Origin of the sequence: Bordetella genomosp. 2 (assembly GCF_002261345.1) — a bacterium.
Taxonomy (GTDB): domain Bacteria; phylum Pseudomonadota; class Gammaproteobacteria; order Burkholderiales; family Burkholderiaceae_B; genus Bordetella_A.
This window is the reverse complement of the sequence record NZ_NEVT01000003.1, coordinates 511,246-533,964: the sequence shown is the minus strand read 5'-3', so window position 1 is coordinate 533,964 and position 22,719 is coordinate 511,246. Positions and strand designations below refer to the sequence as shown.

At 66.8% G+C, this 22,719-nt stretch carries 19 protein-coding genes; 12 read left to right on the top strand and 7 right to left on the bottom strand.

All coding sequences use genetic code 11. From position 1 onward, the window contains the following. Positions 1 to 66 precede the first annotated feature (66 nt). Together recQ and CAL24_RS04550 are read right to left on the bottom strand one after the other, a co-directional pair. A complete protein-coding gene (gene recQ / locus CAL24_RS04555; protein ID WP_094805854.1) occupies positions 67 to 1,878 on the bottom strand; it encodes a DNA helicase RecQ in 1,812 nt (603 codons plus the stop codon). 79 nt (positions 1,879 to 1,957) lie between these two features. Further along, entirely contained in the window at positions 1,958 to 3,349 is a 1,392-nt protein-coding gene (locus CAL24_RS04550; protein WP_094805853.1) for a fimbrial protein, read from the bottom strand. 129 nt (positions 3,350 to 3,478) lie between these two features. On the opposite strand from CAL24_RS04550, the gene CAL24_RS04545 reads away from it, so the two are divergent. Both CAL24_RS04545 and CAL24_RS04540 read left to right on the top strand, forming a co-directional pair. Further along, positions 3,479 to 4,180 (top strand): response regulator, encoded by a 702-nt coding sequence (locus CAL24_RS04545; RefSeq protein ID WP_028356630.1) that lies wholly within the window; start codon positions 3,479 to 3,481, stop codon positions 4,178 to 4,180. An 8-nt stretch (positions 4,181 to 4,188) separates the two neighbouring features. Then, positions 4,189 to 5,619: a sensor histidine kinase gene (locus tag CAL24_RS04540; RefSeq protein WP_170947029.1), complete on the top strand. Its 1,431-nt coding sequence runs from the start codon at positions 4,189 to 4,191 to the stop codon at positions 5,617 to 5,619. Between the two features lie 6 nt (positions 5,620 to 5,625). Here CAL24_RS04540 and CAL24_RS04535 read toward each other — a convergent pair whose 3' ends face one another. Both CAL24_RS04535 and CAL24_RS04530 read right to left on the bottom strand, forming a co-directional pair. Then, positions 5,626 to 6,657, bottom strand: a complete 1,032-nt coding sequence (locus tag CAL24_RS04535; RefSeq protein WP_094805852.1) for a cytochrome d ubiquinol oxidase subunit II — start codon at positions 6,655 to 6,657, stop codon at positions 5,626 to 5,628. Beyond that, the gene (locus tag CAL24_RS04530) at positions 6,654 to 7,997 is read right to left on the bottom strand and encodes a cytochrome ubiquinol oxidase subunit I (protein WP_094805851.1); all 1,344 of its coding nucleotides are present in this window, start codon (positions 7,995 to 7,997) and stop codon (positions 6,654 to 6,656) included. Before CAL24_RS04530 ends, CAL24_RS04535 begins: the two co-directional genes overlap by 4 nt. Positions 7,998 to 8,113: 116 nt before the next feature. On the opposite strand from CAL24_RS04530, the gene CAL24_RS04525 reads away from it, so the two are divergent. The 10 genes from CAL24_RS04525 (at position 8,114) to CAL24_RS04480 (ending at position 19,930) form a co-directional block, all read left to right on the top strand. Next, positions 8,114 to 9,877: a glutamine--tRNA ligase/YqeY domain fusion protein gene (locus CAL24_RS04525; protein WP_028356634.1), complete on the top strand. Its 1,764-nt coding sequence runs from the start codon at positions 8,114 to 8,116 to the stop codon at positions 9,875 to 9,877. A 13-nt stretch (positions 9,878 to 9,890) separates the two neighbouring features. Continuing rightward, a complete protein-coding gene (minC, locus tag CAL24_RS04520; protein WP_028356635.1) occupies positions 9,891 to 10,715 on the top strand; it encodes a septum site-determining protein MinC in 825 nt (274 codons plus the stop codon). 106 nt (positions 10,716 to 10,821) lie between these two features. Then, positions 10,822 to 11,637 (top strand): septum site-determining protein MinD, encoded by an 816-nt coding sequence (gene minD, locus CAL24_RS04515; protein ID WP_028356636.1) that lies wholly within the window; start codon positions 10,822 to 10,824, stop codon positions 11,635 to 11,637. Positions 11,638 to 11,640: 3 nt separating this feature from the next. After that, the gene (gene minE, locus CAL24_RS04510; protein WP_012247903.1) at positions 11,641 to 11,901 is read left to right on the top strand and encodes a cell division topological specificity factor MinE; all 261 of its coding nucleotides are present in this window, start codon (positions 11,641 to 11,643) and stop codon (positions 11,899 to 11,901) included. A 278-nt stretch (positions 11,902 to 12,179) separates the two neighbouring features. Then, positions 12,180 to 14,552, top strand: coding sequence for a type VI secretion system Vgr family protein (locus CAL24_RS04505; protein ID WP_094805850.1), 2,373 nt, complete (start codon positions 12,180 to 12,182; stop codon positions 14,550 to 14,552). A gap of 27 nt (positions 14,553 to 14,579) precedes the next feature. Beyond that, on the top strand, positions 14,580 to 17,189 hold the full coding sequence (locus tag CAL24_RS04500; RefSeq protein ID WP_094805849.1) for a DUF2169 family type VI secretion system accessory protein: 2,610 nt from the start codon (positions 14,580 to 14,582) through the stop codon (positions 17,187 to 17,189). A 42-nt stretch (positions 17,190 to 17,231) separates the two neighbouring features. Beyond that, positions 17,232 to 18,254 (top strand): pentapeptide repeat-containing protein, encoded by a 1,023-nt coding sequence (locus tag CAL24_RS04495; RefSeq protein WP_170947028.1) that lies wholly within the window; start codon positions 17,232 to 17,234, stop codon positions 18,252 to 18,254. Beyond that, entirely contained in the window at positions 18,251 to 18,982 is a 732-nt protein-coding gene (locus CAL24_RS04490) for a DUF3540 domain-containing protein (protein WP_170947027.1), read from the top strand. The genes CAL24_RS04495 and CAL24_RS04490 overlap by 4 nt, the downstream gene beginning before the upstream one ends. A gap of 33 nt (positions 18,983 to 19,015) precedes the next feature. Beyond that, positions 19,016 to 19,402, top strand: coding sequence for a PAAR-like domain-containing protein (locus CAL24_RS04485; RefSeq protein WP_094805846.1), 387 nt, complete (start codon positions 19,016 to 19,018; stop codon positions 19,400 to 19,402). Between the two features lie 21 nt (positions 19,403 to 19,423). Continuing rightward, positions 19,424 to 19,930 (top strand): hypothetical protein, encoded by a 507-nt coding sequence (locus tag CAL24_RS04480; protein ID WP_141218047.1) that lies wholly within the window; start codon positions 19,424 to 19,426, stop codon positions 19,928 to 19,930. A 130-nt stretch (positions 19,931 to 20,060) separates the two neighbouring features. Here CAL24_RS04480 and CAL24_RS04475 read toward each other — a convergent pair whose 3' ends face one another. From CAL24_RS04475 to ettA, 3 genes are all read right to left on the bottom strand, one after another. Then, positions 20,061 to 20,282 carry a glycine zipper 2TM domain-containing protein gene (locus CAL24_RS04475; protein ID WP_094806494.1) on the bottom strand — a complete coding sequence of 74 codons (222 nt, stop codon included), beginning with the start codon at positions 20,280 to 20,282 and terminating at the stop codon, positions 20,061 to 20,063. Positions 20,283 to 20,485: 203 nt separating this feature from the next. Next, positions 20,486 to 21,019, bottom strand: coding sequence for an isochorismatase family protein (locus CAL24_RS04470; RefSeq protein WP_028356642.1), 534 nt, complete (start codon positions 21,017 to 21,019; stop codon positions 20,486 to 20,488). Positions 21,020 to 21,030: 11 nt separating this feature from the next. Continuing rightward, positions 21,031 to 22,704: an energy-dependent translational throttle protein EttA gene (gene ettA, locus CAL24_RS04465; protein ID WP_094805844.1), complete on the bottom strand. Its 1,674-nt coding sequence runs from the start codon at positions 22,702 to 22,704 to the stop codon at positions 21,031 to 21,033. Positions 22,705 to 22,719 lie beyond the last annotated feature (15 nt).

Genomic DNA, 22,719 nt, shown 5'->3' with positions numbered 1-22,719 from the left:
CTTCACCGGAAGCCCTGCCCGCACCGCTGGTGCATGGCACCTCGCCCAGATCACGCGGCTTGCCGCTTACGCCACCAGCCGCAGGATGTCTTCGCCGTAGGCCTCGAGCTTGCGCACGCCCACGCCGTTGATGTGGCCGAGTTCGTCCATCGACGCCGGCCGCGCCAGCGCGATCTCGCGCAGCGTGGCGTCATGGAAGATCACGTAGGCCGGCACGCCGTGGCTCTTGGCGACTTCGCCGCGCCAGTTGCGCAGCGCCTCGAACAGCGGCTGGACCTCGGCCGGCAGGTCCACGGCGGCGCGCGCGCGGCCGCCCGACTTGGCGCCGCGCGCCTTGCGTTCCGGCTCGCGCCGCAGCATCAGCTGGCGCTCGCCCTTGAGCACCGCCCGGCTGCCTTCCGTCAGCGCCAGCGTGCCATAGCCTTCGTGATCGACGGCCAGCAGCCCTTGCGCCAGCAATTGCCGCAGCACGCCGCGCCAGGCGTTCTCGGACAGGTCCGCGCCCACGCCGAACACGCTGAGCGTCTCGTGCCCGTGCTGGCGCGTGCGGTCGGTGACCTTGCCGCGCAGGATGTCGATGATATGGCCCGCGCCGTAGCGCTGGCCGCGCTCCTTCCACAGGCGATACACCGCCGACAGCACTTTCTGCGCCGCCACGGTGCCGTCCCAGGCCTGCGGCGGCTCCAGGCAGACATCGCAATTGCCGCAGGCGGTGATGGTCTGGCCGAAGTACGCCAGCAGGCGCACGCGCCGGCATTCCACCGTTTCGCACAGGCCCAGCATGGCGTCGAGCTGCTGGCCCAGGCGGCGGCGGTAGGCCTCGTCGCCCGGCGATTCGTCGATCATGCGGCGCTGCTGCACCACGTCCTGCAGGCCGTACGCCAGCCAGGCGGTGGCCGGCAGGCCGTCGCGGCCGGCGCGGCCGGTTTCCTGGTAATAGCCTTCCACGGACTTGGGCAGGTCGATATGGGCCACGAAGCGCACGTCGGGCTTGTCGATGCCCATGCCGAAGGCGATGGTGGCCACCATGACGATGCCGTCCTCGCGCAGGAAACGCGACTGGTTGGCCGCCCGCACCGCGGTGCTGAGCCCGGCATGGTACGGCAGCGCATTGATGCCGTTCTGGCACAGGAAGTCGGCGGTTTCCTCGACGCGGGCGCGCGACAGGCAGTACACCACGCCGGAATCGCCCTCGTGCTCGGTACGGATGAGGTCCAGCAACTGGCGCCGCACCTCGTTCTTCTCGACGATGCGGTAGCGGATATTGGGACGGTCGAAGCTGGCCACGAAATGCTGCGCCTCGTCCAGCGCCAGGCGCTGGGCGATCTCCACGCGGGTGGCGGCGGTGGCCGTGGCGGTCAGGGCGATGCGCGGCACATCGGGCCAGCGCTCGTGCAGCATCGACAGCCCCAGGTACTCGGGCCGGAAGTCGTGCCCCCACTGCGACACACAGTGCGCCTCATCGATGGCGAACAGGGCGATCCGGCCGCGCTCCAACAACTGCAAGCAGCGGTCGGTCAGCAGGCGTTCGGGCGCCACGTACAACAGGTCGAGCTCGCCCGCCAGGAACGCCTGCTCGACATCGCGCGCCACGCGCCAGTCCTGGGTGGAATTGAGGAAAGCCGCGCGCACGCCCAGTTCGGTCAGCGCGTCGACCTGGTCCTGCATCAGGGCGATCAGCGGCGACACCACCACGCCGGTGCCGGCGCGCACCAGGGCGGGCACCTGGTAGCACAGCGACTTGCCGCCGCCGGTGGGCATGAGCACCAGCGCGTCGCCGCCGCCGATGACGTGATCGACGATGGCCTGCTGGTCGCCGCGAAAGGATTCGTAGCCGAAGACGCGCTGCAGGACTTCCTGGGCGCGGGGGTCAGACATGGGGAGTAGCGGAATGCGTCATGGCGGGGATTTTAAGCCTCAATTGCGCCGCGGCCAGCCAGGCGTGCCCGCGGCGCCACTACCACGGCAGCCAGCGCCCGCGCATGAAGGCGTCGACCGGCATGGTGACGCCGGCGCGCATTTCGTAGTCGCCGGAAATCACGTCCCGGTCGGCGCCCACCGCCAGACGGACGCTGGGCGCCACCTGCGTGCTGTGTTGCAGCCCGAAGCGCTGCTCGACCGGTTCGCCGTTCTCGCGCAGCCCGCTATAGGTGCCGCTCAGCATGCCCCAGCCGTGCAGCGGCACGCCGGCCGCCACGGTGTTGCGCATCTGCGCATTCGTCGCGGCGCCGTCGCGGTACAAGGACAGGTCGCCGAAACCGGCGTCGGTCTGCTCGTTGGTCACCGCCAGGCTGACGGACTCCATGAGGTTGACGTTGTAGCCGAAGCGATAGCGCCAGGCATTGATATGGTCGAAGGTGCTGTGGGTGGCGCCCGCCTGGAAAGTGCCCAGCGCGCCGGCGGAATAAGTGGTGCCGAGCCCGCGCGTGGAAAGCGAGGGCGCGCTCTGCATCTGGCTTTCGAGCGTCAGCTGGGGCGTCACGCCGTAGCGCAGCGTGCCGCTGCCGGCGGTCACGCCGTAATCGATGGCCCCGGAAGTCGCCGAGGCGTCGGTGTAGTTGAGCTTGCCCAGCGCCGACGAGTAGGCCAGCCGCCCCTCCGGCACCGCCTGCGCGCCGCCGTGCCAGTCCGAGACCTGCAGCCCGCCGATCGGCACGGTGCTGCCCCAGATCGGCGCATTGGCGGTCAGGTTGCCCAGCGCGACCGTCGGCCCGGCCGTGTCGCGGTAGATCCAGCGCCCGCCGCTGTACGCGAAGCCCTGTTGCGAGCCTACCGAGGAAAACCATGGGTGGGCCGGCTGGGCCACGCCCGTCACCACCATGACCGACCCGCCCGGCACCGGATCCAGGGTTTCCAGTCCGAACGAATAATTCTGCTCCGCGACGGGCGGGACGTCGGGAAACACGTTGGCGCACTGGATCGGCAGCGGAGCCGGGTCCGCCGGCGCCTCGGCGCCGGACTGCACCGAGGCGTCGGTCAGTCCTTCCGCGGGCCGCAAGCCGCACGGCGCGGGGTCGAAGTCCAGCTCGCGCGATGGCGCGAGGGTGGCGGGCGTCACCGGAATGGGCTGGGCCGGCGCCAGGACGGAGATCCCGAACTGGGCGGCGCGTTCGACATCGGCGCGCTGCCAGCCGGCGCGTGCCTGGCCCGCCGGCGTCGCCGGCGCGGCGGCGGCCGCCGTGGCCTCTTCCGTGGCCACGGCCGGCGGGGGCGTGTCGAGAGGGGCGCAAGCGCCGAGGGCCATATTGCCGGCCAGCGCCGCCGCAAAAAGGGGACGGGCTACTCGCTTGCGCGGGAATTCGCGCGTGGTCATGACACGAATCAGTGTAAAGACCGGGAGGCGGGACATCTGTAAACGTTGTTAAGCGAGCGCATGGGGATCGATGGCTATTTTAGTGAAACGACTAGCTATCACGGTATATTTCAATCCATTTCCCGCCCCTTGTCCCCCGACCGATCCGCGGCCACTATGGCGACCATGGACACCCCACATACCAAGCTGCTGGTCGTCGACGACGACCCGGCCTTGCGGCAACTGCTGGCCGACTACCTCAACCGGCATGGCTACGACACGCTGCTGGCGCCCGACGCCAGCGACCTGCCGGCGCGCATCGCGCGCTATGCGCCCGACCTGCTCGTACTGGACCGCATGCTGCCCGGCGGCGACGGCGCCGATGCCTGCCGCCGCCTGCGCGAACAGGGCGAAGACATTCCCGTCATCCTGCTCACCGCGCGCGACGAAGCCGTCGACCGCATCATCGGGCTGGAGGCGGGCGCCGACGACTACCTGGGCAAGCCGTTCGACCCGCGCGAGCTGCTGGCCCGCATCGAAGCCGTGCTGCGCCGCAAGCGCGGCCCCTCGGCCCTGACCAAGGACGCGCCGGTCGCCTTCGGGCCGTTCGTGTTCGATCCGGCCATGCGCCAGTTGCTGCGCGAGGGCGAACCGGTCAAGCTCACCGGCGGCGAAATCAACCTGCTGGAAGCGCTGGTGCGCAACGCCGGCAAGCCCCTTTCGCGCGAGCGCCTGCTGGCGCTGGCCCGCGACGACGACGGCGGCGAGCGCAACGACCGCGCCATCGACATCGCCATCCTGCGCCTGCGGCGCGCCATCGAGGACGACCCCAAGCAACCGCGCTGGATCCAGACCGTCTGGGGCATCGGCTACCGGTTCTCCCCCTAAGGGCTGACGTGCAGCGCCTCACCCGCTTCCTGCTGCCCCGCTCGCTGCGGGCGCGCCTGGTCCTGCTCGTGCTGGGCGCGGTGCTGCTGGCGCAGGCCGCCACGCTGGCCACCGTCTCGTACTACCGCCAGAAGTTCCTCGAGGACGTGGCCATCGGCTACATCGCCACGACCATCCGCACCCTGCGCGCCGCCGTATCGCAGATTCCGACCGAAGAGCGCGCCGAGTTCGTGCGCAATGCCTCGCAGAACCAATGGCGGCTGTGGTCGCGCACCCTGCCGGCCGAGGCGCGCCTGCAGCGCTTCGAGCGCCGGCCGCCCGGGGCGGGCCGCGACGAGGACGAAGAGGCGCGGCGCGAGCGCTTCCGCCGCATGCACGCCCCCCCGCCCGACGACATCCGGCGCGACCTGCGCGGGCCGATCCGCGAGCTGAACGACCGGCTCAACGACGGCACCCGGGTGGCGCTGTCGCACGGCCCGCGGCCCGAGATCTTCATTTCGCTGGCGCGCAACCCGGACACCGAGGACGCGCCCCGCCTGCGCGAATGGCTGGTGATCCCGCTCGACCGCCTCGACCCGCCGGTAGCCACGCCGCTGATCGCGTTCTGGCTGGGCGGGCTGGGCCTGGTGCTGCTGCTGGCGGCAGGCTTCTCCTGGCACATCACCCGGCCCCTGACCCGGCTGGCGGACGCGGCCGACCGCCTGGCTGCCGGTCAGCCGCAACGGGTGGAACCCTCCGGCCCCCACGAAACCCGCGCCCTGGGCGAGCGGTTCAACGCCATGCTCGACGCGCTGGCCGAATCCGACTCGGTGCGGCGCACCCTGCTCTCCGGCCTGCCGCACGATCTGAAGGGGCCGCTGTCGCGCATGTGGCTGCGCATCGAAATGGCCGACGACCCGGCCCTGAAGGAAGGGCTGCGCAAGGACCTGCAGGACATGCAGCACATGGTGGACCAGTTCATCGGCTTCGTGCGCGGCACGGACCCGGCCGCCTACCGCTACGCGCCGCTCGCCCTGCCCGACTGGCTGGCCGAGCGGGTGAGCGCCTGGGAAAGCACCGGCACCCCGGTCACGCTGGACGCGCCGGACGAAGCCCTGACCGTGCAGGGCGACGCGGTGGCGCTGGGCCGGCTGCTGGACAACCTGATCGGCAACGCGCTGCACCACGGCAAGCCGCCGGTGGAAGTGCGGCTGCGCCGCGAAGGCGCGCAGGCCGTGCTGGAAGTGGCCGACCACGGCCCCGGCATCGCCGCCGAGCGGCGCGCCGAGGCGCTCAGGCCGTTCGCCCGGCTGGACGACGCCCGCACCCGCACCGGCAATGTCGGCCTGGGCCTGGCCCTGGCCGAGGCGATCGCCCGGGCGCACGGCGGCACCCTGGCCTTGCTGCAGGCCGAGGGCGGCGGCCTGCTGGTGCGCATCAGCCTGCCCGTGGCGGCCTGAGGAAACCTAGGCGCCGCGGCGCTCCCTGCCGAATACCGAGCGGTAGGCCAGCAGGTTGAAGACCAGCACCACCGGCACGCCGATCACCGCGCCGGCCAGCACCAGCCGCATCGAGCCGATCGAGGCGGTCGCGTCCCACAGGGTCATGTCGTCCAGGATCAGGTACGGGAACAGGCTGTAGGCCAGCCCCGCCAGCATCAGCACATACAGCACCACGCAGAGCACGAACGGCAGCCAGCTGTAGGATTCGGCGCGGCCCGGCACGCGGGCCAGCAGCATCTCGGCGGTGGAAAAGCACACCAGCATCACGGCCCACACCGCCACGGCCACCGCCAGCCCGCCGGAACTGCTCCATTTATAGAATATGCCGGCATTGGCCAGCCCCAGCATGACCGAGGTGGCCGCCATGCCGACCGCCGTCCAGCGGATGGCGTGGCGCCCCCAGCGCGCGGCGCGGCGCTGCAGGTCGCCGTCGACCCGCATGACCAGCCAGGCCGCCCCCAGCAACACGTAGGCGGCGACCGCGCAGAAACCCATGAAGACGGAGAACCAACCGTAGCCGGCGGCGGTCTGGTAGCCGGTGGCAATGCGGCCCAGGATCATGCCCTGGCCGAAGGCGGTGGCCAGCGAGCCGAGCCAGAAACCGGTGATCCAGCGCGCCTTGAGCTCGGCGCGCGCGCGGATGCGGAATTCGAACGAAACGCTGCGCAGCACCAGCCCCAGCGCCATCAATGCCAGCGGCCCATACAGCTTGCCGAATATGGCGCCCCAGGCCAGCGGAAATGCCGAGGCGAACAAACCGATGCCGAGCAGCGGCCAGAACTCATTGGCGTCGCGCCACGGGCTGAGCAGGCTCATCATGCGGCCGCGCTCGTCGGCCGGCGCCAGCGGCAGCAGCATGCCCACCCCCAGGTCGAAGCCGTCCAGCACCACCCCGCCGGCGATCAGCAGGAACAGCAACAGCATGAAGACCAGCGGAATCCAGAACGTGGGATCGTTGGCATTCACGCCCAGCGAAGCGGCCAGCATGTCGATCATTGGGGCGACCCTCCGGGTTTGCGTACCGGCACCACCCCGTAGCGGGCCGCATGGAACAGCATGCCGTTGAAGGCCACCAGCAGCACGGCGTACAGCGCTGCGTAGCCGGCCAGGCTGGCCGCCAGCGCGGTGGCGCCAGCCGGGCCGAGCACCTCGGTCTGCGTCACGGTGCCATTGACCGCGTAGGGCTGCATGCCAACCAGCGAGAACACCCCGCCCGCCAGCACGGCCAGGCCCCCCGCATACATGGTGCCCACCAGCACACGGAGCCACCACGGCGGCAATTGCGCCGGATCGAGCCCGCGCCGCGCCGTCAGGGCCAGGGTCGCGCAGGCGGCCAGCAGCATGACCAGGCCCAGCAGCAGCGCCACGCGCAGCGACCAGAACGTCAGCGCCACGGGGGGGCGCATGCCCGAGAATTTGTCCAGGCCCTGGTAGCGGCCCTGCGGATCGCGGCCCAGCCAGTCGGCGCCCAGGCCGTCCAGCGTCACCGCGTAGCGGTTCGCCTGGGCGCGCGCATCCGGCCAGCCGGCCAGCGTCCAGTGCGGCTGCGGCCCGCTGTGCCAGTAGCCCGCGGCGGCGGCCGCCTTGGCCGGCTGGTGCTCGGCCATGACGCGGCCGGCCCCGTCCAGCACCGGCGCCTGCAACAGCGCGGCGGCCGTCGCTACCACCAGGGCCGTCTTGAAGGCGCAGCGTTCGCCCTCGTCGAGCGGACGCCGCAGCGCCTGCAGGGCGGTCACCCCCAGCATCAGGAAAGCCGCCGCCAGCGCCGACCAGAGCACCATCAGGCCCAGGTTCCAGGCCAGCGAGGGGTTGAAGATCGCCGCCGGCCAGTCGTAGACCTGGTAGCGCGCATCGATCAGGGTGGCCCCGGCGGGCGTCTGCACCCACGACTGCAGCGCCACCACCCAGAACAGCGCCACCGCCTGCCCCACCGCCACCATGAACACCGCCAGGGTATGCACCGCGCCCGATACCCGGCGCTGGCCGAACAGCATGACGCCGAGGAAGCACGATTTCAGGATGAACACCGACAGCACCCCGAAGCCGATGAACGGACCGGCCACGTTGCCGATCTTGTCCATCAGGCCGGGCCACAGGCTGCCCAGCTGGACCAGGGCCGGCAGGGCCGCCGCCAGAGTCAGCACGAAGGACAGCGCGAAAATGCGCACCCAGAAGCGGTAGGCGGCGGTCCAGCCGGGCAGCCTGGTGGCGTGCGCGCGCAGCTTGAAAAACAGCAGCATCCAGGCCAGCGCCAGGGCCAGGGCCATGAACAGGGCGAGAAAGCTGAGGCTGGCTGTGAACTGGATGCGCGCCAGCAGAAGGGGGACAGTATCCATGATGGCCGGTAGTGTAGAGCCTGTTACGGCGGCGTGGGGAACGGGGCGATCCCGGGGTCGGGGCCGGGACGTGGCAAAATTGACGCTTTGCCGCTGCCTTTTCCCACGCTCCCAGCATGACCACCGCCTCGACGCCTCCCGCCGCCAGCAATTTCCTGCGCAACATCATCGAAGATGACCTGCAGGCCGACCGCTTCCAGGGCAAGCGCTGGGCCGGCGCCCCCGGCCCGGCGGCCGTCCAGGCCCAGGGCGCGCCCGACCCGGCGCGCATCCGCACCCGCTTCCCGCCCGAGCCCAACGGCTACCTGCACATCGGCCACGCCAAGAGCATCTGCGTGAACTTCGGGCTGGCGCGCGACTACGGCGGCGTGTGTCACTTGCGCTTCGACGACACCAACCCCGAGAAGGAAGACCAGGAATACGTCGATGCCATCATCGACGCTGTGCACTGGCTGGGCTTCGACTGGAAGGCCGACGGCAACGACAACCTGTATTTCGCCAGCGACTACTTCGGCTACATGTACGAGTTCGCGCAGGCCCTGGTGGAAGCCGGCCACGCCTACGTCGACGAGCAATCGGCCGAACAGATCCGCGCCAACCGCGGCACCCTGACCGAGCCCGGCGTGGCCTCGCCCTGGCGCGACCGCCCGGCCGCCGAATCGCTGGCCCTGCTGGCCGAGATGCGCGACGGCAAGCACCCGGACGGCAGCCTGGTGCTGCGCGCCAAGATCGACATGGCCTCGCCCAACATCAACCTGCGCGACCCGGTCATGTACCGGGTGCGCCATGCCACGCACCATCGCACCGGCAACAAATGGTGCATCTACCCCATGTATAGCTGGGCGCACCCGGTCGAGGACGCGCTGGAAGGCATCACGCACAGCATCTGCACGCTGGAATTCGAAGACCAGCGGCCCTTCTACGACTGGATCCTGGCGCGCCTGGCCGAGCTCGGCAAGCTGGCGCGCCCCCTGCCCCGCCAATACGAATTCGCGCGCCTGAACCTCACCTACGTGGTCACCAGCAAGCGCAAGCTGCTGCAACTGGTGCGCGAGGGCTACGTCGACGGCTGGGACGACCCCCGCATGCCCACCCTGTTCGGCCTGCGCCGGCGCGGCTACACGCCCTCGGCCATCCGGCTGTTCTGCGACCGCACCGCGGTTTCCAAGTCCGACTCGCGCATCGACTACAGCCTGCTGGAGCAGGCCGTGCGCGACGACCTCGACCCCGGCACGCCGCGCTCGGTGGCGGTGCTGGACCCGCTCAAGCTGGTCATCACCAACTACCCGGAAGGCCGGCAGGAAAGCTGCAGCGCCCCGCGCAACCCGCACGACCCGGCCGCCGGCATGCGCGAATTCCCGTTCTCGCGCGAACTCTGGATCGAGCGCGACGACTTCCGCGAAGACCCGCCCAAGAAATACTTCCGCCTGTACCCGGGCAATACCGTGCGCCTGAAGTACGGCTACGTGGTGCGCTGCACCGGCTTCACCAAGGACGAATCCGGCCGGGTCACCGAAGTCCAGGCCGAGTACCTGCCCGACACCAAGAGCGGCACGCCGGGCGCCGACAGCGTCAAGGTCAAGGGCAACATCACCTGGGTCAGCGCGGCGCATGCCGTGCCGGCGCGCGTGCACCTGTACGACCGCCTGTTCGCCGACCCGCACCCGGACGCCGGCGACAAGGATTTCCTGGCCTGCCTGAACCCGAACTCGCGCCAGACGGTGGACGCCTGGCTCGAACCCGGCACCGTGGCCGAGCCGGGCGCCACCTGGCAATTCGAGCGCCTGGGCTATTTCACGGTCGACAGCAAAGACTCGACGCCCGAGGCGCCGGTGCTCAACCGCATCGTCACGCTGCGCGACTCCTGGGCCACGGCCTGATCTCACCGCGACCATGACTACCGATTCCCTCGCCCTGGATTTCAAAAGCGCCACCCTGTATGCGGTGCGCGTGGTGCTGCACAGCGCCGACCTGGAGCGCCTGAGCGCGGCGCTGGACCAGCGCATGGCCGACGCCGGCAGCTTCTTCGAAAACGAACCCGTGGTGGTCGACGCCAGTCGCGTGGACGAGCCGATCGACTGGCCCGCCCTGCTGGCGGCGCTGCGCGGCCACAACCTGCCGCCCATCGGCGTGGTGGCCGCCGGCGCCAATCTGCAGGCCGCCCAGGCGGCCGGCCTGGCGCCGGTGGAGCTGTCCACCCCGGCGGCCCGGCCGCCCGCGGTGATCGATACGGCGCCGCCCAACGACGTGGCCACGCCGGTGCCCGCCACGCCCGCCGCCGCCCTGGAAACCCGCGCCCCCGCGCCTCAGCAGCCGGCCGAACCCGCCGGCGAGGCCGCCGCCCAGCCCGACGCCGCCGCGGCGGAACCGGCGCCGGCGCCCGCCACCGCCCTGGTCATCACCAAGCCGCTGCGCTCGGGCCAGCGGGTCTATGCGCGCCATACCGACCTGGTGGTCATCGGCATGGTCAGCCAGGGCGCCGAGGTGATCGCCGACGGCAACGTGCACGTGTACGGACCGCTGCGCGGCAAGGCCATGGCCGGCGCGCGCGGCGACACCTCGGCGCGTATCTTCACCACCCAGCTCGATGCCGAACTGCTGGCCGTGGCGGGCGTCTACCGCGTGGTCGAAGACAAGCTCGACGGCTCCCTGCACAACCAGCCGGCGCTGGTGCGCCTGGACGGCGAAACACTGCGCATCGAGGCGCTCAAGAAGTGAGTCCGGGCTTGCGCCGTGGCACGACTTCTACATCTTGTAAGAAGCCTTACAGCGGCTTTTTGCTTTACGATAACGCGATTTATTCGAACATAAGGGTTAAACGGTCATGACACGTATTGTTGTGGTGACTTCCGGCAAGGGCGGGGTCGGCAAGACGACCACCAGCGCCAGCTTCTCGTCCGGACTGGCCATGCGCGGCCACAAGACCGCCGTCATCGACTTCGACGTCGGCCTGCGCAACCTGGACCTCATCATGGGCTGCGAGCGCCGCGTGGTGTATGACTTCGTCAACGTGATCCAGGGCGAAGCGTCGCTCAAGCAGGCGCTCATCAAGGACAAGCAGCTCGAGAACCTGTTCATCCTGCCGGCCTCGCAAACCCGCGACAAGGACGCCCTCACCCAGGAAGGCGTGGCCAAGGTCATCGAAGACCTCAAGGAAATGGGCTTCGACTACATCGTGTGCGACTCGCCCGCCGGCATCGAGACCGGCGCCCTCATGGCCGCGTACTTCGCCGACGACGCCCTGGTGGTCACCAACCCCGAAGTGTCCTCGGTGCGCGACTCCGACCGCATCCTGGGCATCCTGGCCGCCAAATCGCGTCGCGCCATCGAAGGCGACGAGCCAGTCAAGGAATACCTGCTGCTCACGCGCTACAACCCCAAGCGCGTCATCGACGGCGAAATGCTGTCCCTGACCGACATCGAAGACATCCTGCGCATCAAGCTGATCGGCGTCATCCCCGAGTCCGAAGCGGTGCTGCAGGCCTCGAACCAGGGCCTGCCCGCCATCCACCTGCGCGACACCGATGTGGCCGAAGCCTACAAGGACGTGGTCGCCCGCTACCTGGGCGAGGAAAAGCCGCTGCGCTTTACCGACTACGAAAAGCCCGGCCTGTTCAAGCGCCTGTTCGGAGGGAAGTAAGCAATGTCCTTCCTGTCGTTTCTGCTGGGCCAGAAGAAAACCTCGGCGGTGGTCGCCAAGGAACGCCTGCAAATCATCCTGGCGCACGAGCGCTCGGGGCGCGGCGCCTCGCCTGATTACCTGCCGCAACTGCAGCAAGAACTGGTCGCAGTGATCTCCAAGTACGTGAACATCAACCCCGACGACATCAAGGTGCACCTGGAACGCCAGGACACCCTCGAAGTGCTCGAGGTCAAGATCGAAATGCCGCAAAAGGAAGCCTGAACGGCGACCACTCCGGCTGCCTCTGCCTGGCCTTCCAGGCGGCATCAGGCACCGGCGCGAGGCCCCGGCGTTACACACGCCGGGGCTTTTTGTTTGCCGCCGCGAACCGCGTAGACGGGCGGCGCACGGCCAGCGCCTGCGTTTTCAACATATCTTCTTTAAATGTAAGTTTTGCTGACTGTCATGTGAACAGCATCTTGGAAATCTAGTATTGCCTCGAAAGTGTCACAGTCGGAGCAGGTACATCCGCGCCCAACACCTTGCACAGAGTCGGGGTCATGAATCGAGTCGTCGTCGCTGAAACCGCCCTCGGGGCGGCATTGAAGTTCAAAACCATGCACGGACGGGAAGCCTTGTCCGAACTGTATGAGTTTGAAGTGGAACTGGTGGCGCAGACCACGGCAATCAGCGGCACCTCGGTGCTGGGCAAGCCGCTGACCCTGGAAATAGAAACCCAGCATGGCGCGAAGCGCCATCTGAGCGGCGACGTCACCCGGTTCGCCTACGTGGGGCAGGAGTCGGGCGGCTTGCGCCTGGCGCGCTACCGGGCCACCGTGCGGCCCTGGCTGTGGTACCTGACGCGCAACCGCGATTGCAAGATCTACCAGAACAAGAGCGTCGTCGAGATACTGGACGAGGTGCTGGGCTCGTATTCCGGCTATGTCTACGAGAAAAGGCTGCAGGGCACTTATCGAACCCGCGAATATTGCGTCCAGTACGAAGAAAGCGATTTCGATTTCATCAGCCGGCTGATGGAACACGAAGGGATCTACTACTACTTCAAGCACGACAAGAACCAGCACACGCTGGTGCTGATCGACGACATCAACGAGCACGAACCGCTGCCGGACTATGCCTCGCTGGATTACTTCCCGCGCGAAGACAACGTCCTGGCCGAAGAACAGACGATCCACGCCTGGAGCAGCGGGGAAGAACTGCGCGGCATCGAGTATGTCGTCAACGACTACGATTTCAAGAAATCCAGCCTCGACCTGCACACCCGCCTGAAAGACAGCTACCCGGTGGCGCAGGCCAACCGCGAGATATACGAATGGCAGGCCGGATACGTCGATGTCCAGCAGGGCGAGCACTACGTCAAGATCCGGCTCGAGGAAACCCGCTCCGCCAGCGAGCGCTGCAGCGGCAGCGCCAATGTGCGCGGCCTGGCCCCGGGCTACACGTTCCGGTTGCGGCGCAGCCCGCGCAAGGCGGATATCCGGGAATACCTGATCGTCTCGGTGGAATATTTCCTGACCGAGGCCGGCTACCAGTCCGGCGAAGGCGAGGGCGAATACCGCTTCGAGTTCACGGTGCAGCCCACCAGCCTGCCGTTCCGCGCGCCCATGGTGACGCCCATTCCCCGCACCACCGGCCCGCAGACTGCCGTGGTGACGGGCCCGGCGGGCGCCGAGGTATATACCGACGAGTACCAGCGCGTGAAACTGCATTTCCGCTGGGACCGCTATAACCAGCCCGACGAGAACAGTTCATGCTGGGTGCGCGTATCGAACGATTCGGCGGGCAACGGCTATGGCGCCGTCAGCACGCCGCGGGTCGGCCAGGAAGTGGTGGTGGACTTCATCGGCGGCAACCCGGATCGCCCGCTGGTGACGGGCCGCGTCTACAACGACCACCAGATGCCGGCGGAGGGCTTCTGCCCCTCCCCCACTATCGTGGGCTTCAGCAGCCGCTCGCACTATGGCAGTCCGGCCAACGAAAGCCACCTGTACATTGAAAACAAGCTGGGCAGCGAATATGTGAAGCTGCACTCGGAAAAAGACCTGCACGTGGTGGTGGAAGGGCTGGAAACCCGCGATGTAGGAGAATCGCGCACCACCACGATCGGCACGTTCGAAGACAACACCGTCGGCGATTACCAGATCAACAAGATCGGGGCATACCGGGACACCACGGTCGAAGGGCTCGACACGCTGCGGGTCACCGAGGGCGACCGGGTCGAGGTTTTCTCGCACAAGTATACGAACACCACCACTTCCGACATCGACATGACGTCCACCGACGGCCATGTCCATATCAAGGCGGATACCGGCTACGGGAAATTCGAGGCCAACGATATCGTGCTGGTGAAATCGACCGGCGACAAGAACGTCAACCTGCAGAAAGGCGGCGACGACCACCAATTGGCGTTCGAAGGCGACAACGCCACGCTCAAGGCCCCCACCGACGTCTACATCGAAGCCACCGGCGGCAAGGGCGAGTTCACCACGTCCACCAGCATGAAGCTGCTGGCGAGCGCGGGACCGGTGGAGATCCAGAAAGGCGGCGACGCACACTCGATAAAAATGGAAGGCGACGCGATGACGGTGAAGGCGCCGGCCAGCATCAGCTTCGAGACGCCCGAGCTGCTCTGGAACGGGGCGACGGTCAAGGAAACCAGCAAGTCGAATTTCACCAATGGCATATGGAAAGGCGAGGCTTTCGCGGAGATTTTCCAGTTCCGCGGCTTGCACCAGTCCATTACCGGGCTGCGGCATCAAGCCTCGGTTTCGCAGAACACCTACTACGGGAAGAAGCTGGATCTCGGGGCCATCAAGCTGGACATCGCCGGGCTTTCCATCCGGAACAAGCCGGTGGAAATGGAATATGGCACGATGAAGACGGTGTTCAAGGCGCTGTTCCTGATTGTCTGAGCGCCGGGGAACCTGCGCGCCGATTAGATGAAAGTCATCAAGCCCAACCGCCTTTCCTGCCTGACCCGTCCATACAGGTATCTGAACACCGATTATCTGGCCGTAACCGCGTACGCGATGGTGGATTTTTCTTCCGATTTCCACCTCGATACGGAGCAACGGCTATGGGGCATATTCAACGAAGAGTCCGTGCGCAATTTCGACGCGGAGGTGCTGGACTTCGGCATCCCCAAGCGCACGCCTGAGATCATCTTGAACGGCTATGGATTCGGCAAATATGCCGTGCAGGGCCGGACCGCCGTATCGGTGACGGTCAATAATGTCAGGAAAGACTTGTGGGTCACCGGCGATCGCTATTGGTCGGACGGCAGGCCAAGCCCGGCCCTGCCGTTCGAGAAAATCGCGATCAACTGGCGCAACGCCTATGGCGGCCCTGGGTTCGAGGAAAACCCGCGGGGCAAGGGATACCGGGAAGCCGAGATCGACGGCCTGCGCGTCCGGTTCCTGCCGAACATCGAAGATCCCGCGCGCCCCGTCGTGCACGAGGGGCAGCGCCATGCCCCGGCCGGGTACTGCGCCATTCCGGTCGAATCCCCCGGCAGGAACCGGATGCTCGGGACCTATGACGATCACTGGCGGGTTCATGAGTTCCCCGGATTCGCGCGGGATATCGACTGGGCGTACTTCAACCAGAGTCCGCCGCGACAACGGCTCGATCGCCTGCAGGCCGGCGACCGGATCGTCTTCACCCATTTGCACCCCGACAAGGAAACCCTGGCCACGACCGTTCCGCCCCTGGCCGCGCGCGCCTTCATCAAGAAAGCGGCGGCAGTGGCCCAGGAGGCCGGCTTCCTGGAGGAAGTGCCGCTGCGGCTGACCACTTACTGGGCCTACCCGCATCTTGAAAAGGCGATCCTGCTGTATCAAGGCGCGGTGCCTGTCGATGAGGACGATGCCAGCGACGTCAGCCACATCCTGTATGCCGCCGAGCATAGCGACTCGACCCGGGCGCCGGCGTACTACGAAGATGTTTTCCGCCAGCGCGTCCATCCGGAAACCGGCCCGTTTCATGCGCTGCTGGACAAGCAGCTGGTCGACGCCCGCTTCATCCGCCATACCGCATCGGACGAGATCGAGCTTTCGCCATTGCTGCGGAACAAGCTCAGGAAAGTGGAACAGGAACTGGCCCGCAACGTCTCGCGTGGGGACTACCCCGCCCGGCCCGAGGATGCGGCCCGGCTCGACACAGAACTGGCCTGGCTGGCGAAAAGCCGGAACGGCAAGATAGCGCGCGACGACATCATCGAAGACCTGCTCAGGCAGCAGCGCCCGGTCGCGAACCTGAAGGCGGCCCGGAAAGAGCTGCGCGCGCGCCGGCAGGTGCCCAGGCAGGACGCCGGTGATGTGCCGCAGGCGGCCAAGGATGAACAGCAGCGATTCCTGGAGGCGCGCCGGACGGCGCTACTGGCTTCCTTGAGAAAGGACGCCGAGCAGCGGGTCGAGGCGGGCGCCGGCTCCCGAGCCCTGGACAGCCACGCCGCGCAAGAACAGCTGCGGCAGTTGCGGCTGCAGCAGCTCGAACAATTCGAGGACACCGTATTGCGAGCGCCCGACGCCGCACGGGCAGGACGCGCGGCCGGCGCCCCCCGGCGCCTGCTCCGGGTTTTCGGCCTGAACCAACTGGCCACCGAGCCATTGCCGGCCGGTCACGACGGCTACGAATTACGCGGCTTTGCCGCGACGCGCGTTTCTTATGCGGGCTGGAACCTGGACGGCCTGACGATCCGGGAGAGCCGCATCACCGGTTGTGATTTCAGCAAGGCGCGGATGGCGGACTGCCGCCTGGACCAGGTCGTTTTCGAAGGCTGCGACTTCGCGTCGGCGGACTGGAGCCGGGCGCGCTTCAGGCAATGCCAGTTCATCGATTGCCGGCTTCCCGACGTGCAGTCGGACAAGGCGCAGTTTGAAGACTGCCGCTTCGAACGGTCGGAGCTGAGCGCATGGATGCATTTCAGGATCAGCTTGAAGAACTGCGTGTTCGAGCGATGCCGGTTCGTCAATTTCTCGTGCATGCGCGGCGGCCTGCAGCACATCGCGTTCCGGGAGTGCGATTTTCTGCGGCATGCCTTTATCCAGGGAAAAATGACCGGCCTGCGCATGGAGGCTTGCCGCATCGACTCCATGTCATTCGTCGGCCTGCCGGCGATACGCGGATTCCAGCTGGCCGGATGCCGGGCGTCGAAGCTCTATATCGCTCCCGGAAGCGCCATCCTGGATGCCGACATTTCCCATTCGACCATCTCGGCATCCAGTTTCAGGAAAGTTCATTTCGATCAAGGCGCCATCATTGCCAGCGACCTGAGCACCTGCGATTTCTCCGAGGCCAGGCTGCAGGGCATCCGTCTTGCGGACAGCTTCTTCAAGCAAAGCCTGTTCATCCGGGCCGACCTGTCCGGCGCCAGTGTGACCAATGCAGATTTCAGCGAGGCCCAGATGAAGGCCGCCGACTTGGCGGGAACCCAGTTGCGGCACGTGTCTTTCTTCAGTGCGGAGCTATCCATGATCAGGGCGGACTCAAATACGGTTCAACAGGATATGTTGATGGACAGGTCCAATATTTATCCCATGCGTAAATGAACCATGCAGTCTCAGGCAGCACAGCAGCAGTTCCTGGCGCAAGTGGACCATGGCGAACCGGTCACGGGCTTGCTATGGAAGGGCCTGTCGTGGCAGGCGATGGCGTGGCATGGCGCGGAGATCCGCCAGTGCATTTTTGAACACAACACCTTTGTGGAAATGGACTGGCGTTCCTGCCATATCGATACGGTGGTCTTTGCCGGCGTGCGCTGGTCGGCGACGACGCTCAAGGACTGCGTGTTCACGAGTTGCCGCTTCGTGGACTGCGTATTCGAACGCGCCACGCTCGAGGCGCACCAGTTCCTCGCGTGCGCCTTTGAAGGGTGCCTGTTCAGCGAGTGCCAGTACGCCGAAGGGTCACTGCTCGACGCGCCGATCCTCGATCTGCGCATAGAGGCGTGCCAGGTGAAGAAACTGGTGCTGTCCGGCAATCAGCAAGTGCGCCTGGGGTTCAAGGACTCCACCTTCCTGCACCTGGTGCTGGCCGACTTCGATTTCGGCAACCTGACGCTGGAGAATGCCAACTTCACCAACCTGATCGCGATGGAGTGCCGCGCGAGAGACTATGATTTCCGGGGCGTGCCGCTGGCCCAGAGCCAGTTCACCGACAGCGATATGGCGGGCAGCGACTTCTCCGATGCGGATCTGTCGCAGGCCTGTTTCAAGGGCTGCGGGCTGCAGGCGTGCCGGTTCGTCCGGGCCAATATGCGGCAGGCCCTGGTGCTGGAAGCCCGCGCGAGCCAGGCGGTATTTGCCGGCGCGCAACTCGAATGCGCCAATTTTTCCGATGCCGACTGCGAAGGCGCTGTCTTCCGCGGCGCCGACATGAACATGACAATCCTGAATCGCGCCAACCTGCAGCACGCCGACTTTTCCGACTGCAGCATGACATTCACGGATTTCTCTTATTCCAATATCAGCCATGCCGATTTCAGCGGCGGCCGCTTCATGCGCAGCAAGCATCATGCGGTCATCGACCATGAAACCCGCTATGGATCCAGGGCCGGCATCCTGCCCGCCGACCACGAACTGCTGCGCGCCGAACAATGGGTGAGACTGTCATGAACCATCGACAACCGGGCAACGGCATCCAGCAGCAAGCCGCTTGCGGGGCCGACGGCGACGCCGGGCACCTGGACCCGCTGCTGCAAAAGCCGGCGAACTCGTTCAACGGCGACATCCATGTGCACAGCGCGTTCCTGGTCGACGCGCACGACAGTGCCCACTTTACTGTCAGCAATCGCGAACATGGGCGCCAATACCGGGTCAAGCGCGCGGCAAGCTGCCTGCTGATGCCCGAGCCGGGCGACAAGGTCCTGGTATCGGGCGACGCCGCGGGCGGGCTCTACATCATTGCGGTGCTGGAACAGGGCGCCAGCGGACGCACCCACTTGCGGGTCGACGGCGAGTTGGCCGTGTCCGCGGACCGGCTTTCCCTGACGGCGCATGATCGTCTGGCGATGGCGGCGGACGCCTTCAGCCTCGAGGCCGGCTCGGGCGCCGTCGACGCCGCCGACTGGACCATCAAGAGCCATCGCTATACGCTGACCAGCGTCGAGCTGGATGTCGCGGCCATGACCGCCCGGTACACGGGCGATCAAAGAGAGTCGTACTACGGATCCGTGACGGAAACGACGGGCCGGTCGGCGCGCTACGTCACCGGCACCGATACGGTCAAGGCGGTCAATCTCGACTACGCCGCGGATTTCATAGCCCGCCTTAGCGGAAATACCACGTTCATCAATGGCGAAGCGTTGGTCAAGGCCGACGGCAAGCAAATCCTGGTGGGCTAGCACGCCATACTCACCCTACCGGAGGAAGAATCGATGTTTGCGAATGCACAGTTTGGCGGAATGGACCTGGGCTTTCCCGATGTATGCAAGACGCCCATCCCGCCCATTCCCTACCCGAACATAGCCCTGGGGCCCCTGACCATCCCGGTTGCGTTCAATATCCTGGCCGGCGGCGGGCCGTGGCACAACTTGATGAGCGTCCGCCCGCTGACCATGGGCGACACTCCCGGCATCGGGCTGGGCCTGGTCTCGCAGACCGTGATGTCCAGACAGCAGCACCTCACCGGCGCGTTCACGGTCATCGTCAGGGGCACGCCCAGTACGCGGGTGACCAGTATCGGGCCGGCCAACCTCATCAATTGCCCGGTTTCGTGCCGCGTGGTCCCCAGCCAGCTTACCGTGCTGGTACTGGCTGCCTGAGCGCCCGGACACAGGATCATCATGATGGAAGCCCTGGTGTCGTCGCTGGTCTGGGCGGTCGACAAGGTATGGCCGTTTCCCGTTCTTATTGTTGCCCTGGTGTTATTGCTGGCGGCGGCCGCCCGGCTGATGGGGGTGCCCCAATCCAGCACGCCGCTCATGGCGGCGATCGGCGCCTTGCTGATCTGCATTCCATTCGGCACGCCCGCGCTGTTTTTCTTCGGTTCGCGCCTGACCGCCCCGCTGATCTACCACTATGGAACGCCCGGCCAGGCCGTGATCGTCTCCAGCCGGGACACCGGCAACATCTATAACGATCGCCCCGTGCGGCGTTATACCGTCATGCTGCAGAAAGCCGACGGCGAACGGATGGAGACGCACTTCGACAGCTCCGATTTCAACGTCTATCCCAGCCGGCGCGAGGTGCGCTATCCCGCCGTGGGCCAGCCGTTCCGGGTGCGCTACCTGGCCGGCCAGCCCGAGGCGTTCGTCATCCTGCCGGAGAACGCCGGCGCGGACGGCCGGTAAAGCGCGGCTGCCGGGTCGCCCGGCGGCGGATGCGCGGCGACAAAAAAGAAGGCCCGCGCCGGTTCGAACCGGCAGCGGGCCTTCCGTGCGGGCAGGCCGGGCCGCCTGCCTGCATGCGTGGCGACGCGGCTTACTTGCCGACCTGGTCGCCGATGATGCCGCCCAGCGCGGCGCCGCCGACCGTACCCAGGATGCCGCCGTTACTGATCACGGCGCCGGCCACGCCGCCGATGGCGGCGCCGCCTACCGTGCTTTTCTGGCGACGGTTCATGCTGTCCCAGGACGAACAACCCGCCACGGAGGCGGCCAGCACGATGGCCGTGCAGATCTTCGAGAAAGTACCGATTTTCATCATGATGAGGCTCCTATTCTTGTGCCCGGGAAGCGCGCTGACAACCAGACAGGCCACTACCGGCACTACCGCGTCCCCTCACATACTTTGAACCTTCAGAATCGCAAAATACGCCGCCGGGAGCTGTTAGGGATGCCCATAAATTGTATCCAGGGGTAGGCGACCCGGCCTGTTACAGCGGCAGATGTTGCGCCTTGCCGCGACTATTTCACTAAACGTAACACGTCGCGGAACTGCGGGTGATCGCAAGTTTCCAGCCACTCGAACAAGGCCATTTCGGCCGTGACGACCGTGGCGCCCGCGGCGCGGATGCGGCGCATGCCGGCATGGCGGTCGTCGGGCCGGCGCGACCCCACGGCATCTGACACCAGCACCGCGCGATAGTTCAGCTCCAGCAGGCCGACGATGGTCTGCAGCACGCAGACGTGGGCCTCGCAGCCCACCACCAGCACGGTATGCCGGGCCGGCGGCAGCCAGGCCTCGAAGCCCGGCTCGCGCGCCGCCGAGAAATGCCGCTTCTGGAACACCGCCTGCACCGCATCGCGCAGCGGCGCCACCGTGGCTCCCAGCGCGCCGCTGTTGTGCTCGGTGGCGACCACCGGCACGCCGAGCAGGCGCGCGCCCTGCGCCAGCTTGTGCGCCGTCCCCAGCATCGCGTCGGCGCCGGCGATGGCCGGCACCAGGCGTTCCTGCATGTCGACCACCAGCAGCGTCGAATCGGCGGCTTGCAGCAGCATTGGCGGGCCTCTTATTTGAGCGCCTTGTAGCGCAGGCGGCGCGGCTTGGCGCCCTCTTCGCCCAGGCGGCGCTTCTTGTCGGCCTCGTATTCCTGGTAGTTGCCGTCGAAGAACACCACCTGGGAGTCGCCTTCGAACGCCAGGATGTGCGTGGCGATGCGGTCCAGGAACCAGCGGTCGTGGCTGATCACCATGACGCAGCCGGGGAATTCCAGCAGCGCGTCTTCCAGGGCGCGCAGGGTTTCCACGTCGAGATCGTTGGACGGTTCGTCGAGCAACAGCACGTTGCCGCCGGCGATCAGCGTCTTGGCCAGGTGCAGCCGGCCGCGTTCGCCGCCCGACAGCTGGCCGACGATCTTGTTCTGGTCGGCGCCCTTGAAGTTGAAGCGGCCCAGGTAGGCGCGCGACGACATCTCGAACTTGCCGACCGTGAGCAGGTCCGCGCCATCGGACACGGCGTCGAACACGGTCTTGTTGTCCTGCAGCGAATCGCGCGACTGGTCGACGAAGGCCAGCTTGACGGTCTGGCCGATCTTGATCTCGCCCGAATCAGGCTGCTCGCGGCCGGCGATCATGCGGAACAGGGTCGATTTACCGGCGCCGTTGGCGCCGATGATGCCGACGATGGCGCCGGGCGGCACCTTGAAGCTGAGGTTGTCGATCAGCAGGCGGTCGCCATAGGCCTTGCTGACGTTGTTGAACTCGATGACCTCGTTGCCGAGGCGCTCGCCCACGGGGATGAAGATTTCCTGGGTCTCGTTGCGCTTCTGGTATTCGTAGGAGGACAGTTCTTCGAAACGCGACAGGCGGGCCTTGGCCTTGGCCTGGCGGCCCTTGGGATTCTGGCGCACCCACTCGAGCTCTTTCTTGATGGTCTTCTGGCGCGCCGATTCGGCGGCCTCTTCCTGCTTGAGGCGGGCTTCCTTCTGCTCGAGCCACGAGCTGTAGTTGCCTTTCCAGGGAATGCCGTGGCCGCGATCGAGTTCGAGGATCCACTCGGCCGCATTGTCGAGGAAGTAGCGGTCGTGCGTCACGCCCACCACGGTGCCGGGGAATTTGTGCAGGAACTGTTCCAGCCATTCGACGCTTTCGGCGTCGAGGTGGTTGGTGGGCTCGTCCAGCAGCAGCATGTCGGGCTTGGACAGCAACAGGCGGCACAGCGCCACGCGGCGCTTCTCGCCGCCGGACAGGTTGCCTACCACCGCATCCCAGGGCGGCAGGCGCAGGGCGTCGGCGGCGATCTCCATCTGGTGTTCGATGTCGTCGGCGCCGCTGGAGGCGGCCGCCGCGATGATGGCTTCCAGTTCGGCCTGCTCGGCGGCCAGCGCGTCGAAATCGGCGTCCGGCTCGGCATAGGCCGCGTAGACTTCGTCGAGGCGCTTCTTGGCGTTCACGACCGCGCCCAGGCCTTCCTCGACCGCCTGGCGCACCGTATGCGCGGGATCGAGCTGCGGCTCTTGCGGCAGGTAGCCGATGTTCAGGCCCGGCATGGGCACGGCCTCGCCTTCGATCTCTTTGTCGACGCCGGCCATGATCTTGAGCAGCGTCGACTTGCCCGAGCCGTTCAGGCCCAGCACGCCGATCTTGGCGCCGGGGAAAAACGAGAGGGAGATGTCGCGCAGGATCTGCCGCTTGGGCGGCACGATCTTGCCGACGCGATTCATGGTGTAGACGTATTGGGCCATGGGCTCGTATGCAAA

Excerpts from the sequence above, each read along its gene's own strand:
- CAL24_RS04500 (WP_094805849.1), top strand. The coding sequence starts at position 14,580 with ATGAAAGTCATCAAGCCCAACCGCCTTTCCTGCCTGACCCGTCCATAC.
- CAL24_RS04475 (WP_094806494.1), bottom strand. The coding sequence starts at position 20,282 with ATGAAAATCGGTACTTTCTCGAAGATCTGCACGGCCATCGTGCTGGCC.
- CAL24_RS04525 (WP_028356634.1), top strand. The coding sequence starts at position 8,114 with ATGACCACCGCCTCGACGCCTCCCGCCGCCAGCAATTTCCTGCGCAAC.
- CAL24_RS04535 (WP_094805852.1), bottom strand. The coding sequence starts at position 6,657 with ATGATCGACATGCTGGCCGCTTCGCTGGGCGTGAATGCCAACGATCCC.
- CAL24_RS04490 (WP_170947027.1), top strand. The coding sequence starts at position 18,251 with ATGAACCATCGACAACCGGGCAACGGCATCCAGCAGCAAGCCGCTTGC.
- CAL24_RS04480 (WP_141218047.1), top strand. The coding sequence starts at position 19,424 with ATGATGGAAGCCCTGGTGTCGTCGCTGGTCTGGGCGGTCGACAAGGTA.
- CAL24_RS04545 (WP_028356630.1), top strand. The coding sequence starts at position 3,479 with ATGGACACCCCACATACCAAGCTGCTGGTCGTCGACGACGACCCGGCC.
- CAL24_RS04485 (WP_094805846.1), top strand. The coding sequence starts at position 19,016 with ATGTTTGCGAATGCACAGTTTGGCGGAATGGACCTGGGCTTTCCCGAT.
- CAL24_RS04530 (WP_094805851.1), bottom strand. The coding sequence starts at position 7,997 with ATGGATACTGTCCCCCTTCTGCTGGCGCGCATCCAGTTCACAGCCAGC.
- minC (WP_028356635.1), top strand. The coding sequence starts at position 9,891 with ATGACTACCGATTCCCTCGCCCTGGATTTCAAAAGCGCCACCCTGTAT.
- minD (WP_028356636.1), top strand. The coding sequence starts at position 10,822 with ATGACACGTATTGTTGTGGTGACTTCCGGCAAGGGCGGGGTCGGCAAG.
- CAL24_RS04470 (WP_028356642.1), bottom strand. The coding sequence starts at position 21,019 with ATGCTGCTGCAAGCCGCCGATTCGACGCTGCTGGTGGTCGACATGCAG.
- ettA (WP_094805844.1), bottom strand. The coding sequence starts at position 22,704 with ATGGCCCAATACGTCTACACCATGAATCGCGTCGGCAAGATCGTGCCG.
- CAL24_RS04505 (WP_094805850.1), top strand. The coding sequence starts at position 12,180 with ATGAATCGAGTCGTCGTCGCTGAAACCGCCCTCGGGGCGGCATTGAAG.
- CAL24_RS04550 (WP_094805853.1), bottom strand. The coding sequence starts at position 3,349 with ATGTCCCGCCTCCCGGTCTTTACACTGATTCGTGTCATGACCACGCGC.
- minE (WP_012247903.1), top strand. The coding sequence starts at position 11,641 with ATGTCCTTCCTGTCGTTTCTGCTGGGCCAGAAGAAAACCTCGGCGGTG.
- recQ (WP_094805854.1), bottom strand. The coding sequence starts at position 1,878 with ATGTCTGACCCCCGCGCCCAGGAAGTCCTGCAGCGCGTCTTCGGCTAC.